This is a genomic window from Scytonema hankhaensis NUACC26, assembly GCF_045865695.1.
Lineage (GTDB): Bacteria > Cyanobacteriota > Cyanobacteriia > Cyanobacteriales > Nostocaceae > Scytonema.
Genome location: NZ_BAACAP010000254.1, coordinates 47,108 through 60,129, shown reverse-complemented (window position 1 = coordinate 60,129; position 13,022 = coordinate 47,108). Strand labels below are relative to the sequence as shown.

The 13,022-nt window shown below is 40.9% G+C and carries 16 protein-coding genes; 11 read left to right on the top strand and 5 right to left on the bottom strand.

The features are described 5' to 3' along the window. Positions 1 to 17: 17 nt before the first annotated feature. From ACKTT2_RS50600 to ACKTT2_RS50590, 3 genes are all read right to left on the bottom strand, one after another. Positions 18 to 1,499 (bottom strand): amidohydrolase family protein, encoded by a 1,482-nt coding sequence (locus ACKTT2_RS50600; RefSeq protein ID WP_407900697.1) that lies wholly within the window; start codon positions 1,497 to 1,499, stop codon positions 18 to 20. A 278-nt stretch (positions 1,500 to 1,777) separates the two neighbouring features. After that, positions 1,778 to 3,022 (bottom strand): MFS transporter, encoded by a 1,245-nt coding sequence (locus ACKTT2_RS50595; protein WP_407900696.1) that lies wholly within the window; start codon positions 3,020 to 3,022, stop codon positions 1,778 to 1,780. A gap of 23 nt (positions 3,023 to 3,045) precedes the next feature. Next, positions 3,046 to 3,537, bottom strand: a complete 492-nt coding sequence (locus ACKTT2_RS50590; RefSeq protein WP_407900695.1) for a GNAT family N-acetyltransferase — start codon at positions 3,535 to 3,537, stop codon at positions 3,046 to 3,048. 179 nt (positions 3,538 to 3,716) lie between these two features. Here ACKTT2_RS50590 and ACKTT2_RS50585 point away from each other — a divergent pair, with 179 nt between their 5' ends. Beyond that, positions 3,717 to 4,379, top strand: a complete 663-nt coding sequence (locus ACKTT2_RS50585; RefSeq protein WP_407900694.1) for an HAD family hydrolase — start codon at positions 3,717 to 3,719, stop codon at positions 4,377 to 4,379. Positions 4,380 to 4,441: 62 nt separating this feature from the next. Continuing rightward, on the top strand, positions 4,442 to 5,758 hold the full coding sequence (locus ACKTT2_RS50580; protein WP_407900693.1) for an MFS transporter: 1,317 nt from the start codon (positions 4,442 to 4,444) through the stop codon (positions 5,756 to 5,758). A gap of 113 nt (positions 5,759 to 5,871) precedes the next feature. Here the strand turns inward: ACKTT2_RS50580 and ACKTT2_RS50575 are convergent, their stop codons facing one another. Then, the gene (locus ACKTT2_RS50575; RefSeq protein WP_407900815.1) at positions 5,872 to 6,228 is read right to left on the bottom strand and encodes a DOPA 4,5-dioxygenase family protein; all 357 of its coding nucleotides are present in this window, start codon (positions 6,226 to 6,228) and stop codon (positions 5,872 to 5,874) included. Between the two features lie 92 nt (positions 6,229 to 6,320). Further along, a complete protein-coding gene (locus ACKTT2_RS50570) occupies positions 6,321 to 6,752 on the bottom strand; it encodes a VOC family protein (RefSeq protein ID WP_407900692.1) in 432 nt (143 codons plus the stop codon). A 289-nt stretch (positions 6,753 to 7,041) separates the two neighbouring features. Here ACKTT2_RS50570 and cutA point away from each other — a divergent pair, with 289 nt between their 5' ends. From cutA to ACKTT2_RS50525, 9 genes are all read left to right on the top strand, one after another. Then, positions 7,042 to 7,374, top strand: coding sequence for a divalent-cation tolerance protein CutA (cutA, locus tag ACKTT2_RS50565; protein ID WP_407900691.1), 333 nt, complete (start codon positions 7,042 to 7,044; stop codon positions 7,372 to 7,374). Positions 7,375 to 7,398: 24 nt separating this feature from the next. Continuing rightward, positions 7,399 to 7,833, top strand: coding sequence for a FosX/FosE/FosI family fosfomycin resistance hydrolase (gene fosX, locus ACKTT2_RS50560; RefSeq protein ID WP_407900690.1), 435 nt, complete (start codon positions 7,399 to 7,401; stop codon positions 7,831 to 7,833). Positions 7,834 to 7,922: 89 nt separating this feature from the next. Next, positions 7,923 to 8,270: an HD domain-containing protein gene (locus ACKTT2_RS50555; protein WP_407900689.1), complete on the top strand. Its 348-nt coding sequence runs from the start codon at positions 7,923 to 7,925 to the stop codon at positions 8,268 to 8,270. Between the two features lie 16 nt (positions 8,271 to 8,286). Beyond that, on the top strand, positions 8,287 to 8,820 hold the full coding sequence (gene pyrE / locus ACKTT2_RS50550; RefSeq protein ID WP_407900688.1) for an orotate phosphoribosyltransferase: 534 nt from the start codon (positions 8,287 to 8,289) through the stop codon (positions 8,818 to 8,820). Positions 8,821 to 9,030: 210 nt separating this feature from the next. Then, the gene (locus ACKTT2_RS50545) at positions 9,031 to 9,564 is read left to right on the top strand and encodes a GNAT family N-acetyltransferase (protein ID WP_407900687.1); all 534 of its coding nucleotides are present in this window, start codon (positions 9,031 to 9,033) and stop codon (positions 9,562 to 9,564) included. Between the two features lie 140 nt (positions 9,565 to 9,704). Next, positions 9,705 to 9,932 carry a 4Fe-4S dicluster domain-containing protein gene (locus ACKTT2_RS50540; protein WP_407900686.1) on the top strand — a complete coding sequence of 76 codons (228 nt, stop codon included), beginning with the start codon at positions 9,705 to 9,707 and terminating at the stop codon, positions 9,930 to 9,932. Between the two features lie 9 nt (positions 9,933 to 9,941). Beyond that, positions 9,942 to 10,946: a HEAT repeat domain-containing protein gene (locus ACKTT2_RS50535; protein ID WP_407900685.1), complete on the top strand. Its 1,005-nt coding sequence runs from the start codon at positions 9,942 to 9,944 to the stop codon at positions 10,944 to 10,946. Between the two features lie 497 nt (positions 10,947 to 11,443). Next, positions 11,444 to 11,614 (top strand): hypothetical protein, encoded by a 171-nt coding sequence (locus ACKTT2_RS50530; RefSeq protein WP_407900684.1) that lies wholly within the window; start codon positions 11,444 to 11,446, stop codon positions 11,612 to 11,614. 250 nt (positions 11,615 to 11,864) lie between these two features. Further along, the gene (locus ACKTT2_RS50525; protein WP_407900814.1) at positions 11,865 to 13,007 is read left to right on the top strand and encodes an acyl-CoA dehydrogenase family protein; all 1,143 of its coding nucleotides are present in this window, start codon (positions 11,865 to 11,867) and stop codon (positions 13,005 to 13,007) included. Positions 13,008 to 13,022: the final 15 nt, after the last annotated feature.

Genomic DNA, 13,022 nt, shown 5'->3' with positions numbered 1-13,022 from the left:
CCCCTAACCCCTAACCCCTAGCCCCTAGTTCTCAGGTATTCTTCGGTTTCTTTCTCAATTGCCGTACCCTTGAAGAAGTCTTGATTGAGACTGGTGTACAACTCCAAGGGATGAATCGATAAGAAGTAACGCAAGTCTTCTTCGCTGAGAATTTCCCGTTCTACCATGCTGTAAGCGTTGGAGGTTACAGCTGTAATATCAGGCACATCCCAATGACCGGAATCAGAACCTAAAAATGCCTTGACGCGATCGCCAAATGGATTCGCCTTTTGATGGAAAGCGTAAGCAACACGAGTATCGTCTGATTCTGTACCAAAGTAGAAGTGATTCAAAAAGCGATCGCGCACATCTTCTGCTTTTGTAATTCCAGCCTCAGCAAACTCATTAAGATCGCCAGGGTCTTCAGGTGATATATATTGACCGTGGAAGCCCAAACCGCTACCAAGTCGATCGGCACGACCTTGGATTTCTAAACCACCATAACGCAGGAAGTACTCTACCAATCCTTCATGGTCTAAATTTGCCGGATTATTGTTCTGCAAAATTTCCGGATTGCGAGTTTCCCAGTGCCAGATGATATCTGTATAGAGGCTAGCACCCCAAGCCGAACCACCTTCTAGAAAAGCAAATTTCAGACTGGGGAAACGACGGGTAACACCACCAAAGAAAAGTGCTTTACAAAAAGCTTCACCAGCTGAAGCAAAGTGTCCAATGTGATTGTATTGATAATTAGAAATGGAGCGGCGAGCCGTCCAACCCATACCAGAAGCGTGAGTTGTAGGGACTACTTTGAGTTCTACGCATTTTGCCCAGAAGGGGTCGTAATCGTAGGCGCTATCCAATGCAAAGGTATCAATCCAGATGGCTTCTTTTTGTACCTCTTCAGAATACTTCTCAAAAGACGGGATGACACGAGTTACGTAAGCAGGAATTTGAATTGCTTTTAGTCCCAGTTCTTTTATAGCATACTCCAATTCTTCAATCCCTTCTTCTGGGGTATTCATTGGAATGGTGGCAATAGGAGTCACGCGATCGGCGTAGGGACGGAATATATCTGCATGATAGAGGTTTGCAGCCCGACAAACCGCTCGTCGCATTTCGTCGTTTTTGATTTGAGGTGCAAGAGTTGCTAAATTTGGATAGAGAATAGCAAAGTCTGTTCCTGCTTCTTGCAAGCGTTCGTGTAATAGCTTTGGCAAACTGATAGTCGCCAAGTTTAAGGTATCCTTTGTAGGACGCCCCCAGAAAGGAGGACGAGCTGTGCGGTAGTTATGGCGTTCTTCCCAAGTTTGCTGAAACCAACGGTAGCGACCTGCTCCAGGTAAATGTTCTTGAAAGCGATCGACAATTTTAGAACCACCTACTTGAGCTAGATAGTCAAGGAAAGCTGGTTCAAATTCTTGAGTATGTACATCAGTATCAATAATGGGATAGCCTAGCTGCTCCCGAATCTGTGCTGAACGAGTCTTCTTTTTAGGACGCTCAAGTGCAATTGTCATGGCGATTTCTCCTGGTGTCACTCGTTGACTTTTAGTTGTCGTCAATCCCTCATAAACATCAAGCAAGACCAAGCTGTTTTACACCGAGCACGGATGGCTCAAAATACCTGTTCTCGACCTTCACAACTTTGAATAGTTTATTTGTAGGGTATTTACGACACATAATACGGTTACTTGATCAATTTACCGTTGTTAATTTATAGTATAGTTACACAACATCAATTGAAATACAAGCCCAAGTAACAATATGTCACTCTGTAATTTTGATGATTTTTTAGCTACCTCTCTTTAATATAGGATTTATTAGCATAATTGAGGTTCTGATGAACTAGCTCCCGAAAGACCGAAAGCTGCTGCATAAAGAGGAGCGAACCTACAATACAGGCACCAGCACCAAAAATGACAGTATTAGTAGCACCAATGTAGCTTGCCAAAATGCCAGCAATTAAGTTACCTACAGGAACTGCTCCAGTAGATGCCATCACATAAAAACCTGTGATTTGACCGCGCATCTCATCTGTAACTAATAACTGGAGTACCGTGCGACCGGAAATAATTTGTAAAATAAAGCCGAAACCAGCGATCGCAAGCGAAAGCAGTGACAACCATAATATGTGAGATACAGCGAAAACAATTAAGCTCACTCCCATAATAACTGGTCCAAATGCCAGGGCTTTCTCAAACCCAAATACACTTGAGCGGATACTCAAGTAAACTCCACCAATTAAAGTTCCTATACCTGAAGCTGCCATGAGAAAACCAAATGTATTAGATCCCCCGTGCAAAACCTCAGCAGCAAAAATAGGTCCAAGTGCTAGGTAAAATCCCCAGACACAACAAACTAAAGCCGCTCCGATCGCAACCCATCGAATAGGCAAAAAACTGAAGGCGTAGATATAGCTTGCGCTCAATTCTTCAAGAGGTTTTCGTGTAAAAATGACGACTTTTTTAGGAGCAAGCCGCATTGCGAGGAGGGCAATGATTACAGCAATGTAACTGATACTGTCGATCGCAAAACAAATCCCTGCTCCAAATGCTGCATTCAACACGCCTGCAACTGCTGGTCCAACCATGGTCGTAACACTAACCAAGGACGAATACAAGGCGATCGCATTACCAAGATTTTCCCTTCCTACTGTTTCTGGTAAAAATGCTTGTCGGGTTAGAGTTTCAAAAGCATTGATTATCCCTTGCACTGAAGAGAGAACTATAATGTGCCAAATGCTTATCGTATCAGTTAGAGCCAACCATGTAAGGGTCAAAGACTTAAGCATTCCTAGACTCTGGGCAACTGTTAGGATGCGGTGACGATTCCAGCGATCGGCTACAATTCCACCTAGAGGAATCAAAACAAAGGTAGGAATTTGGGTAGCAAAACCCACGAGACCGAGCAACCAAGCAGAACTTGTGAGGTGATACACAAGCCAAGCAGTTGCTACTTGAGTCATTGAGGTTCCAACCAAAGAAATTGCTTGACCTATGTAGTACAACGAAAAATTCCTGAAACGGAAAGTATTAAGCATGACTTGTAATTTTTTGTGGTAGTTTAGTTATTGAGATTTATATCAACCGAACTAGATTTGAATTCTTCTGGTGGGAAAGCAATAAATCCTGTTTTCACACCTCGTTGGAATCCTGCTTGCTCGTAAAAGCGTAATGTCTCTTCACGTTTTGAGCCACTCAGAAGCATAACTTTGTAACATTGTTGCTTCCATGCAAGATTTAAAGCATAATGCAGCATTTGCGTACCAATTCCCTGCTGTCGATAATTGGAATGGGTGACAACATTTTCGATAATGCCGTATGGACGTGCGCCACGTGTCAAGTTGGGAACAATAGTTAAGTTGCACGTTGCTACTAACTGGTTGGAAAGCTCGGCAACTATGTAACAAAGACGCGGATCGGACAGAATTGTATCCCACAGGGACTGCAACACATCGTCTGATGGCAAAGGCGCATCGACAGGATTCAAGTGCCTGTACAAGGAGAGAAGTTGTGGAAGTTCGTCACGTGCGATCGAGCGAACGGTAATTGCCATATCTGATAAATGAGTAAGGAGTATTTATTTAAATTATTATGACTAAATACAGACAAAATGCGGTATCTTGGTAAAGATACTGTAATTTTGGATGAACGCGGATAAAATATAGATAATTTTGACTTGCAAAAAGTTAAAAATATTACTAAAAAATACGGTTTTGTAGGTATTTTAGAAGCATGGATGCTGTAATTTTTGATATGGATGGTACTTTATTGGACACTGAGCCACTAATGGATGTTTTTTTGATAAAGTCTTGTCGTTCTCTTGGTTTTGAGTTAACGGAAAGTATCTTAGAACAGTTTAGAGGTTGTACTAGTCTCGCATTCTGGACTTATCTTGTCCGTGAATTTAACTTAACTCAGCCAGTAGAGGAATATGTATTCAAAGAAAAATACGCTTTTTCAGAAGAACTTAAAAATAATCCAACTCTTGCTCTTATTGAAGGAGTGGAAGCTTTGATTGAGGAACTTTTAAAATTTGAAGTTCCTCTAGCCATCGCATCTTCAGCTTCAAGAGTACGTATCAATACAATTGTAGGACGATTCAGGATGGAAACCAAGTTTCGTGTAACAATTTCTGGTGAGGACGTTGAACGAGGTAAACCCGAACCTGATATTTTTTTATTAGTGTCTGAACAACTCAATGTTCATCCAAGCCGTTGTATTGTTATCGAAGATTCGGAAAATGGTGTAAAAGCTGCTAAAAAAGCTGGGATGAAATGTGTAGCTTTTTCAGGTTTAGGGCATAACAAGCAAAATTTATCAAATGCTGATTTAATTATAACTGCTTATTCAAATTTGAATTATCGAGTACTACAAAGATTGTTTGAAATAAAATAAAAATACTAGAAGAAGCAGTTATGTCAATCATAAATAGTCATTGAAAACTTGTAGTCTTAATTATGTCTCTACCCTCCTACTTAGCTCGTCGATCGCTCCACTATGGTTGGATCGTTGCAGGATTAACTTTTCTTTCTCTGCTGATTGCTGCTGGAATTCGGGCAACGCCTAGTGTTTTCATGGTTCCGTTAGAGAAAGAATTTGGTTGGTCTAGAGCAACGATTTCGTTCGCAATTTCGATGAACTTAGTCCTATATGGATTAATTGGACCATTTGCAGCAACGGTATATGAGCAATTAGGGATTCGACGCACGATGGTATTCGCTTTGGCATTTTTGGGAATTGGTGTCAGTTTGACTACATTGATGTCTCAAGTATGGCAATTAGTCTTAGTATGGGGGATCGTCGTGGGTTGTGGGACAGGAACGATCGCATTGGTATTAGGTGCGATCGTAGCGAATCGATGGTTTGTGGAACGGCGAGGTTTGGTAATTGGTGTTCTCACAGCTAGTACGGCTACTGGGCAATTGATTTTCTTACCATTACTTGCTTCCATAGTAGAGCGCTTTGGCTGGCGCAATGCCGCGTTAACCATCGCCGGAGTAACATTTCTAATTATTCCGTTGATTGCTTTGTTAATGCGCGAGCGACCATCTCAAATTGGATTGCGACCTTTTGGGGAAACCAACGAAACTTCCCTTGAAGTGCGATCGCAATCTCAGGTTAATCCAATTGTGACTACATTAAATGCGCTAAGAATAGGAATGCGCGAGCCAGACTTTTGGTTATTGGCAGGCAGTTTCTTCATCTGTGGTGCTAGCACCAACGGGTTAATCGGCACTCATCTGATTCCAGCTTGCATCGATTATGGCATTCCTGAAGTCAAAGCAGCTGGATTGCTCGCCGTTATGGGGATGTTTGATTTTGTGGGGACAACAGCATCTGGTTGGTTGAGCGATAAGCTGAGTACAGCTTGCGCTTCGCGACGCTGGAACAATCGCTATCTGCTGTGCTGGTACTATGGATTGCGGGGATTATCTTTGATTTTCTTACCCTTTAGTTTTGCTTCGTTTCATGGACTGTCGATTTTTGCAATTTTCTATGGTTTGGATTGGATTGCCACAGTCCCACCAACGGTAAGGTTAACAACCGAGGTGTTCGGCAAAGAAAAAGCTGGAGTGATGTTTGGTTGGATTGTAGCAGCACATCAAATCGGGGCAGCAACTGCAACTCTGACAGCAGGCACAATGCGGACTGTTTTGGGTACTTATATGCAGGCATTTATCTTGTCAGGCGTACTGTGCATTCTGGCAGCATTGTTTGTACTCCGTATTGGGCAAAACCCTATTGCAGGCAAGCGACAAACTGCTTCAATATAAGTGAATATAGTGGTTTTCAATTGAGTGCAATATATAAAAAAGTTATGGAACCGCAGCCTGTAGCGGATGAACGCGGATAAATCTGTGCTTTATTTAACTGAAAACCACTATATTTAGGTCGTTTTTACCGTCTTTAAGAACTCAATATTCAGTTTTAATTTCTCTCCTAGCCACAGAGCATGCTCGGTATGATCTGCTACATCATCGCCAGTAGAGGGGTGAACGAGAATATCTAATCCCTCTCTATTGAGCATTAACCAAGGCACAACTTTGCTAAATTGTTCTGGTGAGAATGCAACTTGATACATTGATTTTGGGTGCGGACCAATAGGTCGATCGTGCCAACGTCCAAGTTGTACCTCAAACCTAGCACCCAACTCTTCACGTACACGCTCAGCCGTCTCGCGACTTGCAGTATCAAAATAAACGTGAGCGTGAAAACCAGTGATTTCAATAAGATTTTCTTGTATCACTATCAGCTCTACTTTTTGCTTTTAACGTCTAACACAATCGTATTCTAGCGTGCGATCGCAAAAGTCCTTAGTCATTGTTGCAATAGCTTTTAGGTGACAGTTGGGGAACATTTTTGGAAGTCTTCTATTGATAAAGCAACAGATAAATTTTTGTATGCCTTGACTTCGATCGCATTTCCGCTTGGATCGCTCAATAGCATCTTCGCTTGCTCTGCGTCAGTCCCTACAAAAGAAACATTTGGCTTCACCTTAAACTGAATCCTCATTTCATTGAGGCGATCCGCAAGAGCCTCCCAATCATCCCATGCTAAAACTGCTCCCCAGTGACGCACACCATGTTCTCCAATCGGTAATACCTCAGAAGGTCGTTCGTGCAAAGTAATCTGCCCTTCAAAGAGGAATATGTCGCACCATTTATCGCGGACACGACCAACCTTAGCACCGAAGGTAGTAACGTAAAAATCCTTGGACTCTTCTAGGTTTTGGACAGGGAAAGCAAGATGAAAGATTGGGCGAAACATAGTGTTTTTAAATCTCCATAACATTATGTGCTCAATAACAAATATGTGTCTAGAACTGCATCATCTAAGTTTTTCTCTTTACAGAATAGAATAATTACTTTGCTTATATAGCAGTTCTCACTTGAATGAAGTACAAATTTATCTGCGTTCGTCAGCTACAGGCTGCGGTTCCATAACTTTCTTATGTATTGTATCCAATTAAAAACTGCTATATACTATAATACTGTAAGTTAATCAAATAAAAGTATTTTACAAACTTTAACAAGAGTTTAGAATATTTACTAAAGATATGAAACTTTACTACGTCACCTTGAATAATTCAGATGAAGCACGTCAGATCGGACATACTTTGTTAGAACAAAAACTAGCAGTTTGTGTCAACTGGTTTCCCATAACTTGTGCTTATGTATGGAAAGGAGAAATCACAGAAGAGCCAGAAGTAGTTTTAATTGTGAAAACGCGATCGGGATATCGTAGTGAGATTGAAAGAGTTATTCAGCAACACATTAATTACACTAACTTTATTGTAGAAATCTCACCTACAGAAATTAACCAAAACTTCTTAGAATGGTTAAATGCTGAGGTTCCTGTACGTCCTTTACAAAGAACCTTTGTAGAATAAAAGGTATTTAGTCCAAAAACACAAATGATTCAAGGAATTAGTCACATCACCTTTATTGTAAGGGATTTGGAGAAAATGACCAAATTCCTTACATCTATATTTGATGCCGAAGAAGTTTACTCAAGTGGTGACCAAACTTTCTCCATCTCAAAGGAAAAATTCTTTCTTATAAATAGTTTATGGGTAGCAATCATGGAAGGGGAATCTTTACCTAAAAAAACCTATAATCATATAGCATTTAAAATAACCGAAGATGACTACGAACTCTATGTTGCCAAAGTTAGGAGACTTGGTGTAGAAGTGAAAGAAGGTCGAAGCCGTGTGGAAGGTGAAGGACGTTCCTTATATTTTTATGATTATGATAATCATTTATTTGAGTTACATACAGGAACTCTAAATCAGCGATTGCAAAGGTATCAAAACAAAAGCACAAAATTACCTGAAGAATTATACCAATGACTATTTATAATTCCATCGGACAACAATATTCTATAACCTTGATTGAGAGAATTACAGTTAGGCTGTAGTCGGGTTGTTGGTGAGGTGATGTGTTAAAAGTATTGATAGGGCGATCGCACATGAACGTAGTGATAGCAGTTGAAGAAGTCGAGGCATTTGTTCATTCAGATTATGCTGGTCGCGATCTCATGCATAATCTTTCCCACATTCATCGCCTTCGGAAGTTAGCTAAAGAAATTGCGAGGAGCTACAAACACGATCCGCAGTTACTTGAGCTTGGTGCATACTTTCATGGCAATATTTCCTTAAAAAGGGGGGAAACTAGAATTCCTGTTCCCTCCCCAATGCATTGGGGAGGGTTAGGGTGGGGTAAAAACAAGGGGGCTAGTTCCGAGCTTGATACAATAGTAGACTTTACAAACATACTCTTATGGTAATCTTTTCAAGAATCGTATGGATAAAAATGAATTGGTAAGAGAGATTGCGCTAGCATCCCATCTTAAAGGAAGGTTCCGCTTGCGCTCTGGAGAAATGTCCTCTCATTATTTTGACAAGTATCAATTTGAGTCAAATCCTATCCTCTTAAAGCATCTAGCTATAGGAATGGCTAAAATGATTCCACAAGACACTGAGGTTCTAGCTGGACTAGAACTTGGTGGTATTCCCTTAGCTGTAGCTATTTCATTAGAAATTCAACTTCCAGTTGTTTTTGTAAGAAAGGAAAGAAAAACATATGGTACGGAAAAGATAGTAGAGGGCATTGATATTAGTGGGAAAAGACTATGTATGATTGAGGATGTAATTACAACGGGAGGGCAGGTAGTCAAGAGTGTAGAAGTGCTTCGAGCGATGGGAGCACACATCAATTGCGTGTTGTGTGCCATATGGCGTAGTGCTCAACAAGCAGAGATTTTAGAAAAGGCTGGCATTCGAGAAATCCACTATTTCAGTATGCAAGAGATCTTGATGAACCTTGAAAGACTTTAACGTCAAACTACATTATTTTAACTTCTTAATGAGTAAAATAACTTAATAATACGGTAAACTTACTAATTAATGGTAATATGATGAGTATCTTGGTGTGATTTCCTTTGTATGAGTCAACTCAGTTGACCCCTGTTTGGGCGATCGTTACTCAGCAAAATTAATCCTCAAAAATAGTTGTTAGCTTGTGATTAAAGCCAGAGCCTAGTTCTCATGCAACTGCTAGAAACATTTCATACTAAACGCTTGAAGGCAAATCGTCTGTGTGTTGAGGATTACACTGACCTTTGTCTTATGCATTCCAATTCTATGGTCATGGAAACTCTTGGTGGTACTCGCACCAACGATCTAACATGGCAGTTTCTTCAAACAAACCTAGACCATTGGAACTGCTATGGATTTGGATTATGGATGTTTCGAGACAAAGCCGACGGTCGATTTGTTGGTCGTGGTGGGTTTAGAAAGACTCAAGTAGATGGTAAAGACGAGGTAGAGTTAGCCTATGCACTAATGCCTAAATTCTGGGGAAAAGGTCTAGCGACAGAGATTGGTGAGGAGATCTTGACACTAGGTTTTGAGAAACTTGGTTTGGCGGATGTAGTTTGCTACACTCTGACTACCAACCAAGCATCACAGAAGGTAATGGAGAAGTTGGGATTTAGATATGAAGGCGACTTTATCAAAGCCAACTTAATTCATGTACTATTCCGTGTTACCGATCCTAGATGTTTGTGTAGCATTTCCTAATCTGTTGAGACCCAATTTATCAGCGTCCATCAGCGTTCATCAGCGGTTAATTCTTTCGAGAGCGTACCTTGCGAATGTGGAAATTGTTAGATCGCTAAAAAAAATAAAACAACTTTGTAAAAAATTAATGGAGTAAGACTATGGCTTTAAGTAACCAAAGAGTCGATGTACCAGTAATTGTAGATGAGTCCAAATGTCTAGAGAAATGTACGGCTTGTATTGAGGTTTGTCCTCTAGATGTTTTGGCAAAAAACCCAGAAACGGGTAAAGCATATATGAAATACGACGAGTGTTGGTTCTGCTTACCCTGTCAGAAGGAATGCCCTACAAACGCAATTACAGTTCAAATTCCTTTTTTATTACGGTGAGATTTAAAAATGACGGTGGATTCGGACTCTGAATTAAATCAATGGTTGGAAATGTTACGATCGCCCAACGAAAGCGATCGCCTAGTTGCAATCAAAACCCTACAGCATTTAGGTGACGAAGCTGCAACTGATGCTCTGATTGCCATATTAAAAGATAAAAGCGTCACTGTACAGAAAATTGCCGTGACAGCTTTGTGGGAGTTAGGCAATCCCGTCGCCGTTCCTGCTTTACTAGAATGTCTGGCTTCACTAGAACAAGACATACGTAGCGAAGCCTTGTTAGCATTGAGCGAGCTCGTATCCTCCGAACATTTGCAATTTTTGCTCAGCGCTTTACAGCGACAGGATGTTAACCTACAACTCAATTTGTTGATTCTCCTACGGAAGATTCATGATGCTCAGTCACTTGCTGCTGTGCTGAGTTTTTTTGAATCAGAGCATTTCCAATTGCGAGAGGCGGCTGTCACAACTCTCCGCTATCTTAATCAAGTCAAGCAATGTCCACAAGCTTTACTTCTGTTAAATGACTCAAACGAGAATGTACGCCGTGAAGCTGCTCTAACTTTGGGGCATTTAGCTGATGAAGGTGTTGTGGACTTACTGAGTCAAACGCTAACTTCTGACACAGATTGGCAAGTGCGTCGCAATGCTGCTAAGTCTCTCGCAATTCACGCTCATCCTAAAGCAATTCCGGCTGTCGAAAAAGCTTTCAAGGATGAACACTGGCAAGTCCGGAAGTTTGCTATACAAGTATTGCACAAGTTACCAGATATCAAATTATTACCTGCACTGATTGCAGCATTGACTGATAAATATTCAGATGTTAGAAAAGAGGCAGCGATCGCTCTCGGTTATCTGAGCGATCCTAACGCACTCTACGCCCTGAAGCAAGCACTAGACGATCCCGACAGAGAAGTGAGTATACAAGCTCAACGAGCCATTCAAAAGATTAATTTACGCGAACATAGCGCTCGGCTGGGTACAGCTTGCGCTTCGCGAACGCTGAATGAATAACTTTTAATTATTATTTTTATAAAAAATAATATTTGATTGAATTGACAGGGAAGCCCTAAAGTAACAATTAACCGAAAAAATAAATTTGAGCAACAGTAGAACTGACCAATTCAAGTCGAGGCAACAAGTAAAAGTCTAGTAATTGAAAGGGATTTCTATGGATTTTACCAGTGTAGCTCTCGGAGTGAAGTCTTTGACATCAGTGACAGTAATTTCATGCCAATAAAAACCGCAATCAGAAAACTGTAGTCTTGCTGTGCATACATCAAGAAGGGGGGTTTTTCTCATAAGAATATGTTCTTGTATCATAACACATTTGTATGTGTAGCTGCGGTTACGAGAGCTACAAATTCTAAAAAATAAGCACTTTCACCGTGTTGTAAGTCCTATATAAATAGCACGGTGCTTAATAGTTTTTAACTTGACTTACTGTTAGAATATTGTAAAACAAACAGAATAGATCTTTATTGGGGCTATCTACTCCTGTGGGTAAATCTATGAATCGTTTGTTGATTGGGTTTTTACTTGGTATTCTTCTCTGTATTCCACCAACTGCTATGTATTTATGGCATCTCGGCGAAGTTAAGGTAGCTTTAATCACTTACGTAGTTTCTGTGCTAGTTATACAAGAACTAGTTTTTTCTGCAATAGATGCTAAAGGAAAGTAGCTTATGTAAAAGCTCTAGAAAATCTCCCAACGTTATTACAGCTTTTTGAACATACAAATGCTTGCTATTAATTAAGTATGTTCTGATACTGTAAGTTATTGTCTCAATAGAGATGAATTTGCCTACAATGCTCTCAAACTGCACTTTAACTTGATTTTTGAAGTGAAAAGATGGTATTGTAGCAATTATAAAGTACTGTAAATCTATAAATTTACAGTACTTTAAGAAGTAAGTGTATACAGCGATCGCTATGTTTGAGGTTGTTGAACGTCTAGCGGCTGATTTTGCTACTCGCGCTGCTGCTCATGACCGAGATGCTTCTTTTCCTTTTGAAAACTTTGATGCCCTCCACCAAGCACAGCTATTGAGTCTAACTGTACCAGTGGAATTTGGCGGTCAGGCTGCAAGTTATTCTACCGTTTGTCAAGTCATTGAAACGATCGCAACTGGTGATGCTTCTACCGCTCTAGTGCTGACAATGCACTACTTACAACATACTAACGCGGCTCGGACTCGATGCTGGCATCCTGCTGTCTACGAGAGACTTTGCCGAGAGTCTGTCAATGGTATTGCCTTACTCAATGCTGCTCGCGTGGAACCAGAATTAGGCACTCCCGCTAGAGGTGGACTACCTGCAACCATTGCCAAACAGACATTTGATGGTTGGCTACTGACTGGTCACAAACAATACACCACAGGTAGTCCAATTTTACGTTACTTTGTGGTGTGGGCGCGGACGGATGACGAAGAGCCGCTAGTAGGGAGTTTTCTTGTACCACGCGATCTTCCTGGTGTAAGGATTGTGGAAACCTGGGATCACTTGGGAATGCGGGCAACAGGTAGTCACGAGCTCATCTTAGAAAATGTCTGGATTCCACTAGAGTATTCCTTGGATATCCGTCCTCTCAAAGCATGGTCACCTGCCAATCCACTGATGGTAGCTGGTGGCAGTTTGTTCTTGAGTGCATTGTATCAAGGAGTAGCGACGGCAGCGCGAAATTGGTTAGTGGGGTATTTGAATGAGCGCTCGCCCACTAATTTAGGTGCAAGTCTCGCCACTTTACCACGCTTCCAAACATCTGTAGGTGAAATTGAAGCATTATTATATGCCAACAACCGACTCATTTATAGTTTGGCAACGGATATTGATAAGGGCGATCGCGATCCCAATGTAAATTTACAAGCTCAAACCGTGAAATATTTGACCACAAGCAATGCCATTCGTGCCGTACAAATTGCACTCGAATTGATTGGTAATCCAGGATTATCTAAAAATAATCCTCTTGAAAGATATTATCGAGATGTTCTTTGTAGCCGCATTCATACACCCCAAAATGATGCGATCTGTTTGTCCTTGGGTAAATCGGCGTTGGCAATGAAAAATCTCGTCTGAATCTCCTAAAAATGG

What these genes read in the sequence shown, in the direction of transcription:
- ACKTT2_RS50600 (WP_407900697.1), bottom strand. Translation starts at nt 1,499, where the DNA reads ATGACAATTGCACTTGAGCGTCCTAAAAAGAAGACTCGTTCAGCACAG.
- ACKTT2_RS50595 (WP_407900696.1), bottom strand. Translation starts at nt 3,022, where the DNA reads ATGCTTAATACTTTCCGTTTCAGGAATTTTTCGTTGTACTACATAGGT.
- ACKTT2_RS50590 (WP_407900695.1), bottom strand. Translation starts at nt 3,537, where the DNA reads ATGGCAATTACCGTTCGCTCGATCGCACGTGACGAACTTCCACAACTT.
- ACKTT2_RS50585 (WP_407900694.1), top strand. Translation starts at nt 3,717, where the DNA reads ATGGATGCTGTAATTTTTGATATGGATGGTACTTTATTGGACACTGAG.
- ACKTT2_RS50580 (WP_407900693.1), top strand. Translation starts at nt 4,442, where the DNA reads ATGTCTCTACCCTCCTACTTAGCTCGTCGATCGCTCCACTATGGTTGG.
- ACKTT2_RS50570 (WP_407900692.1), bottom strand. Translation starts at nt 6,752, where the DNA reads ATGTTTCGCCCAATCTTTCATCTTGCTTTCCCTGTCCAAAACCTAGAA.
- cutA (WP_407900691.1), top strand. Translation starts at nt 7,042, where the DNA reads ATGAAACTTTACTACGTCACCTTGAATAATTCAGATGAAGCACGTCAG.
- fosX (WP_407900690.1), top strand. Translation starts at nt 7,399, where the DNA reads ATGATTCAAGGAATTAGTCACATCACCTTTATTGTAAGGGATTTGGAG.
- pyrE (WP_407900688.1), top strand. Translation starts at nt 8,287, where the DNA reads ATGGATAAAAATGAATTGGTAAGAGAGATTGCGCTAGCATCCCATCTT.
- ACKTT2_RS50545 (WP_407900687.1), top strand. Translation starts at nt 9,031, where the DNA reads ATGCAACTGCTAGAAACATTTCATACTAAACGCTTGAAGGCAAATCGT.
- ACKTT2_RS50540 (WP_407900686.1), top strand. Translation starts at nt 9,705, where the DNA reads ATGGCTTTAAGTAACCAAAGAGTCGATGTACCAGTAATTGTAGATGAG.
- ACKTT2_RS50535 (WP_407900685.1), top strand. Translation starts at nt 9,942, where the DNA reads ATGACGGTGGATTCGGACTCTGAATTAAATCAATGGTTGGAAATGTTA.
- ACKTT2_RS50530 (WP_407900684.1), top strand. Translation starts at nt 11,444, where the DNA reads ATGAATCGTTTGTTGATTGGGTTTTTACTTGGTATTCTTCTCTGTATT.
- ACKTT2_RS50525 (WP_407900814.1), top strand. Translation starts at nt 11,865, where the DNA reads ATGTTTGAGGTTGTTGAACGTCTAGCGGCTGATTTTGCTACTCGCGCT.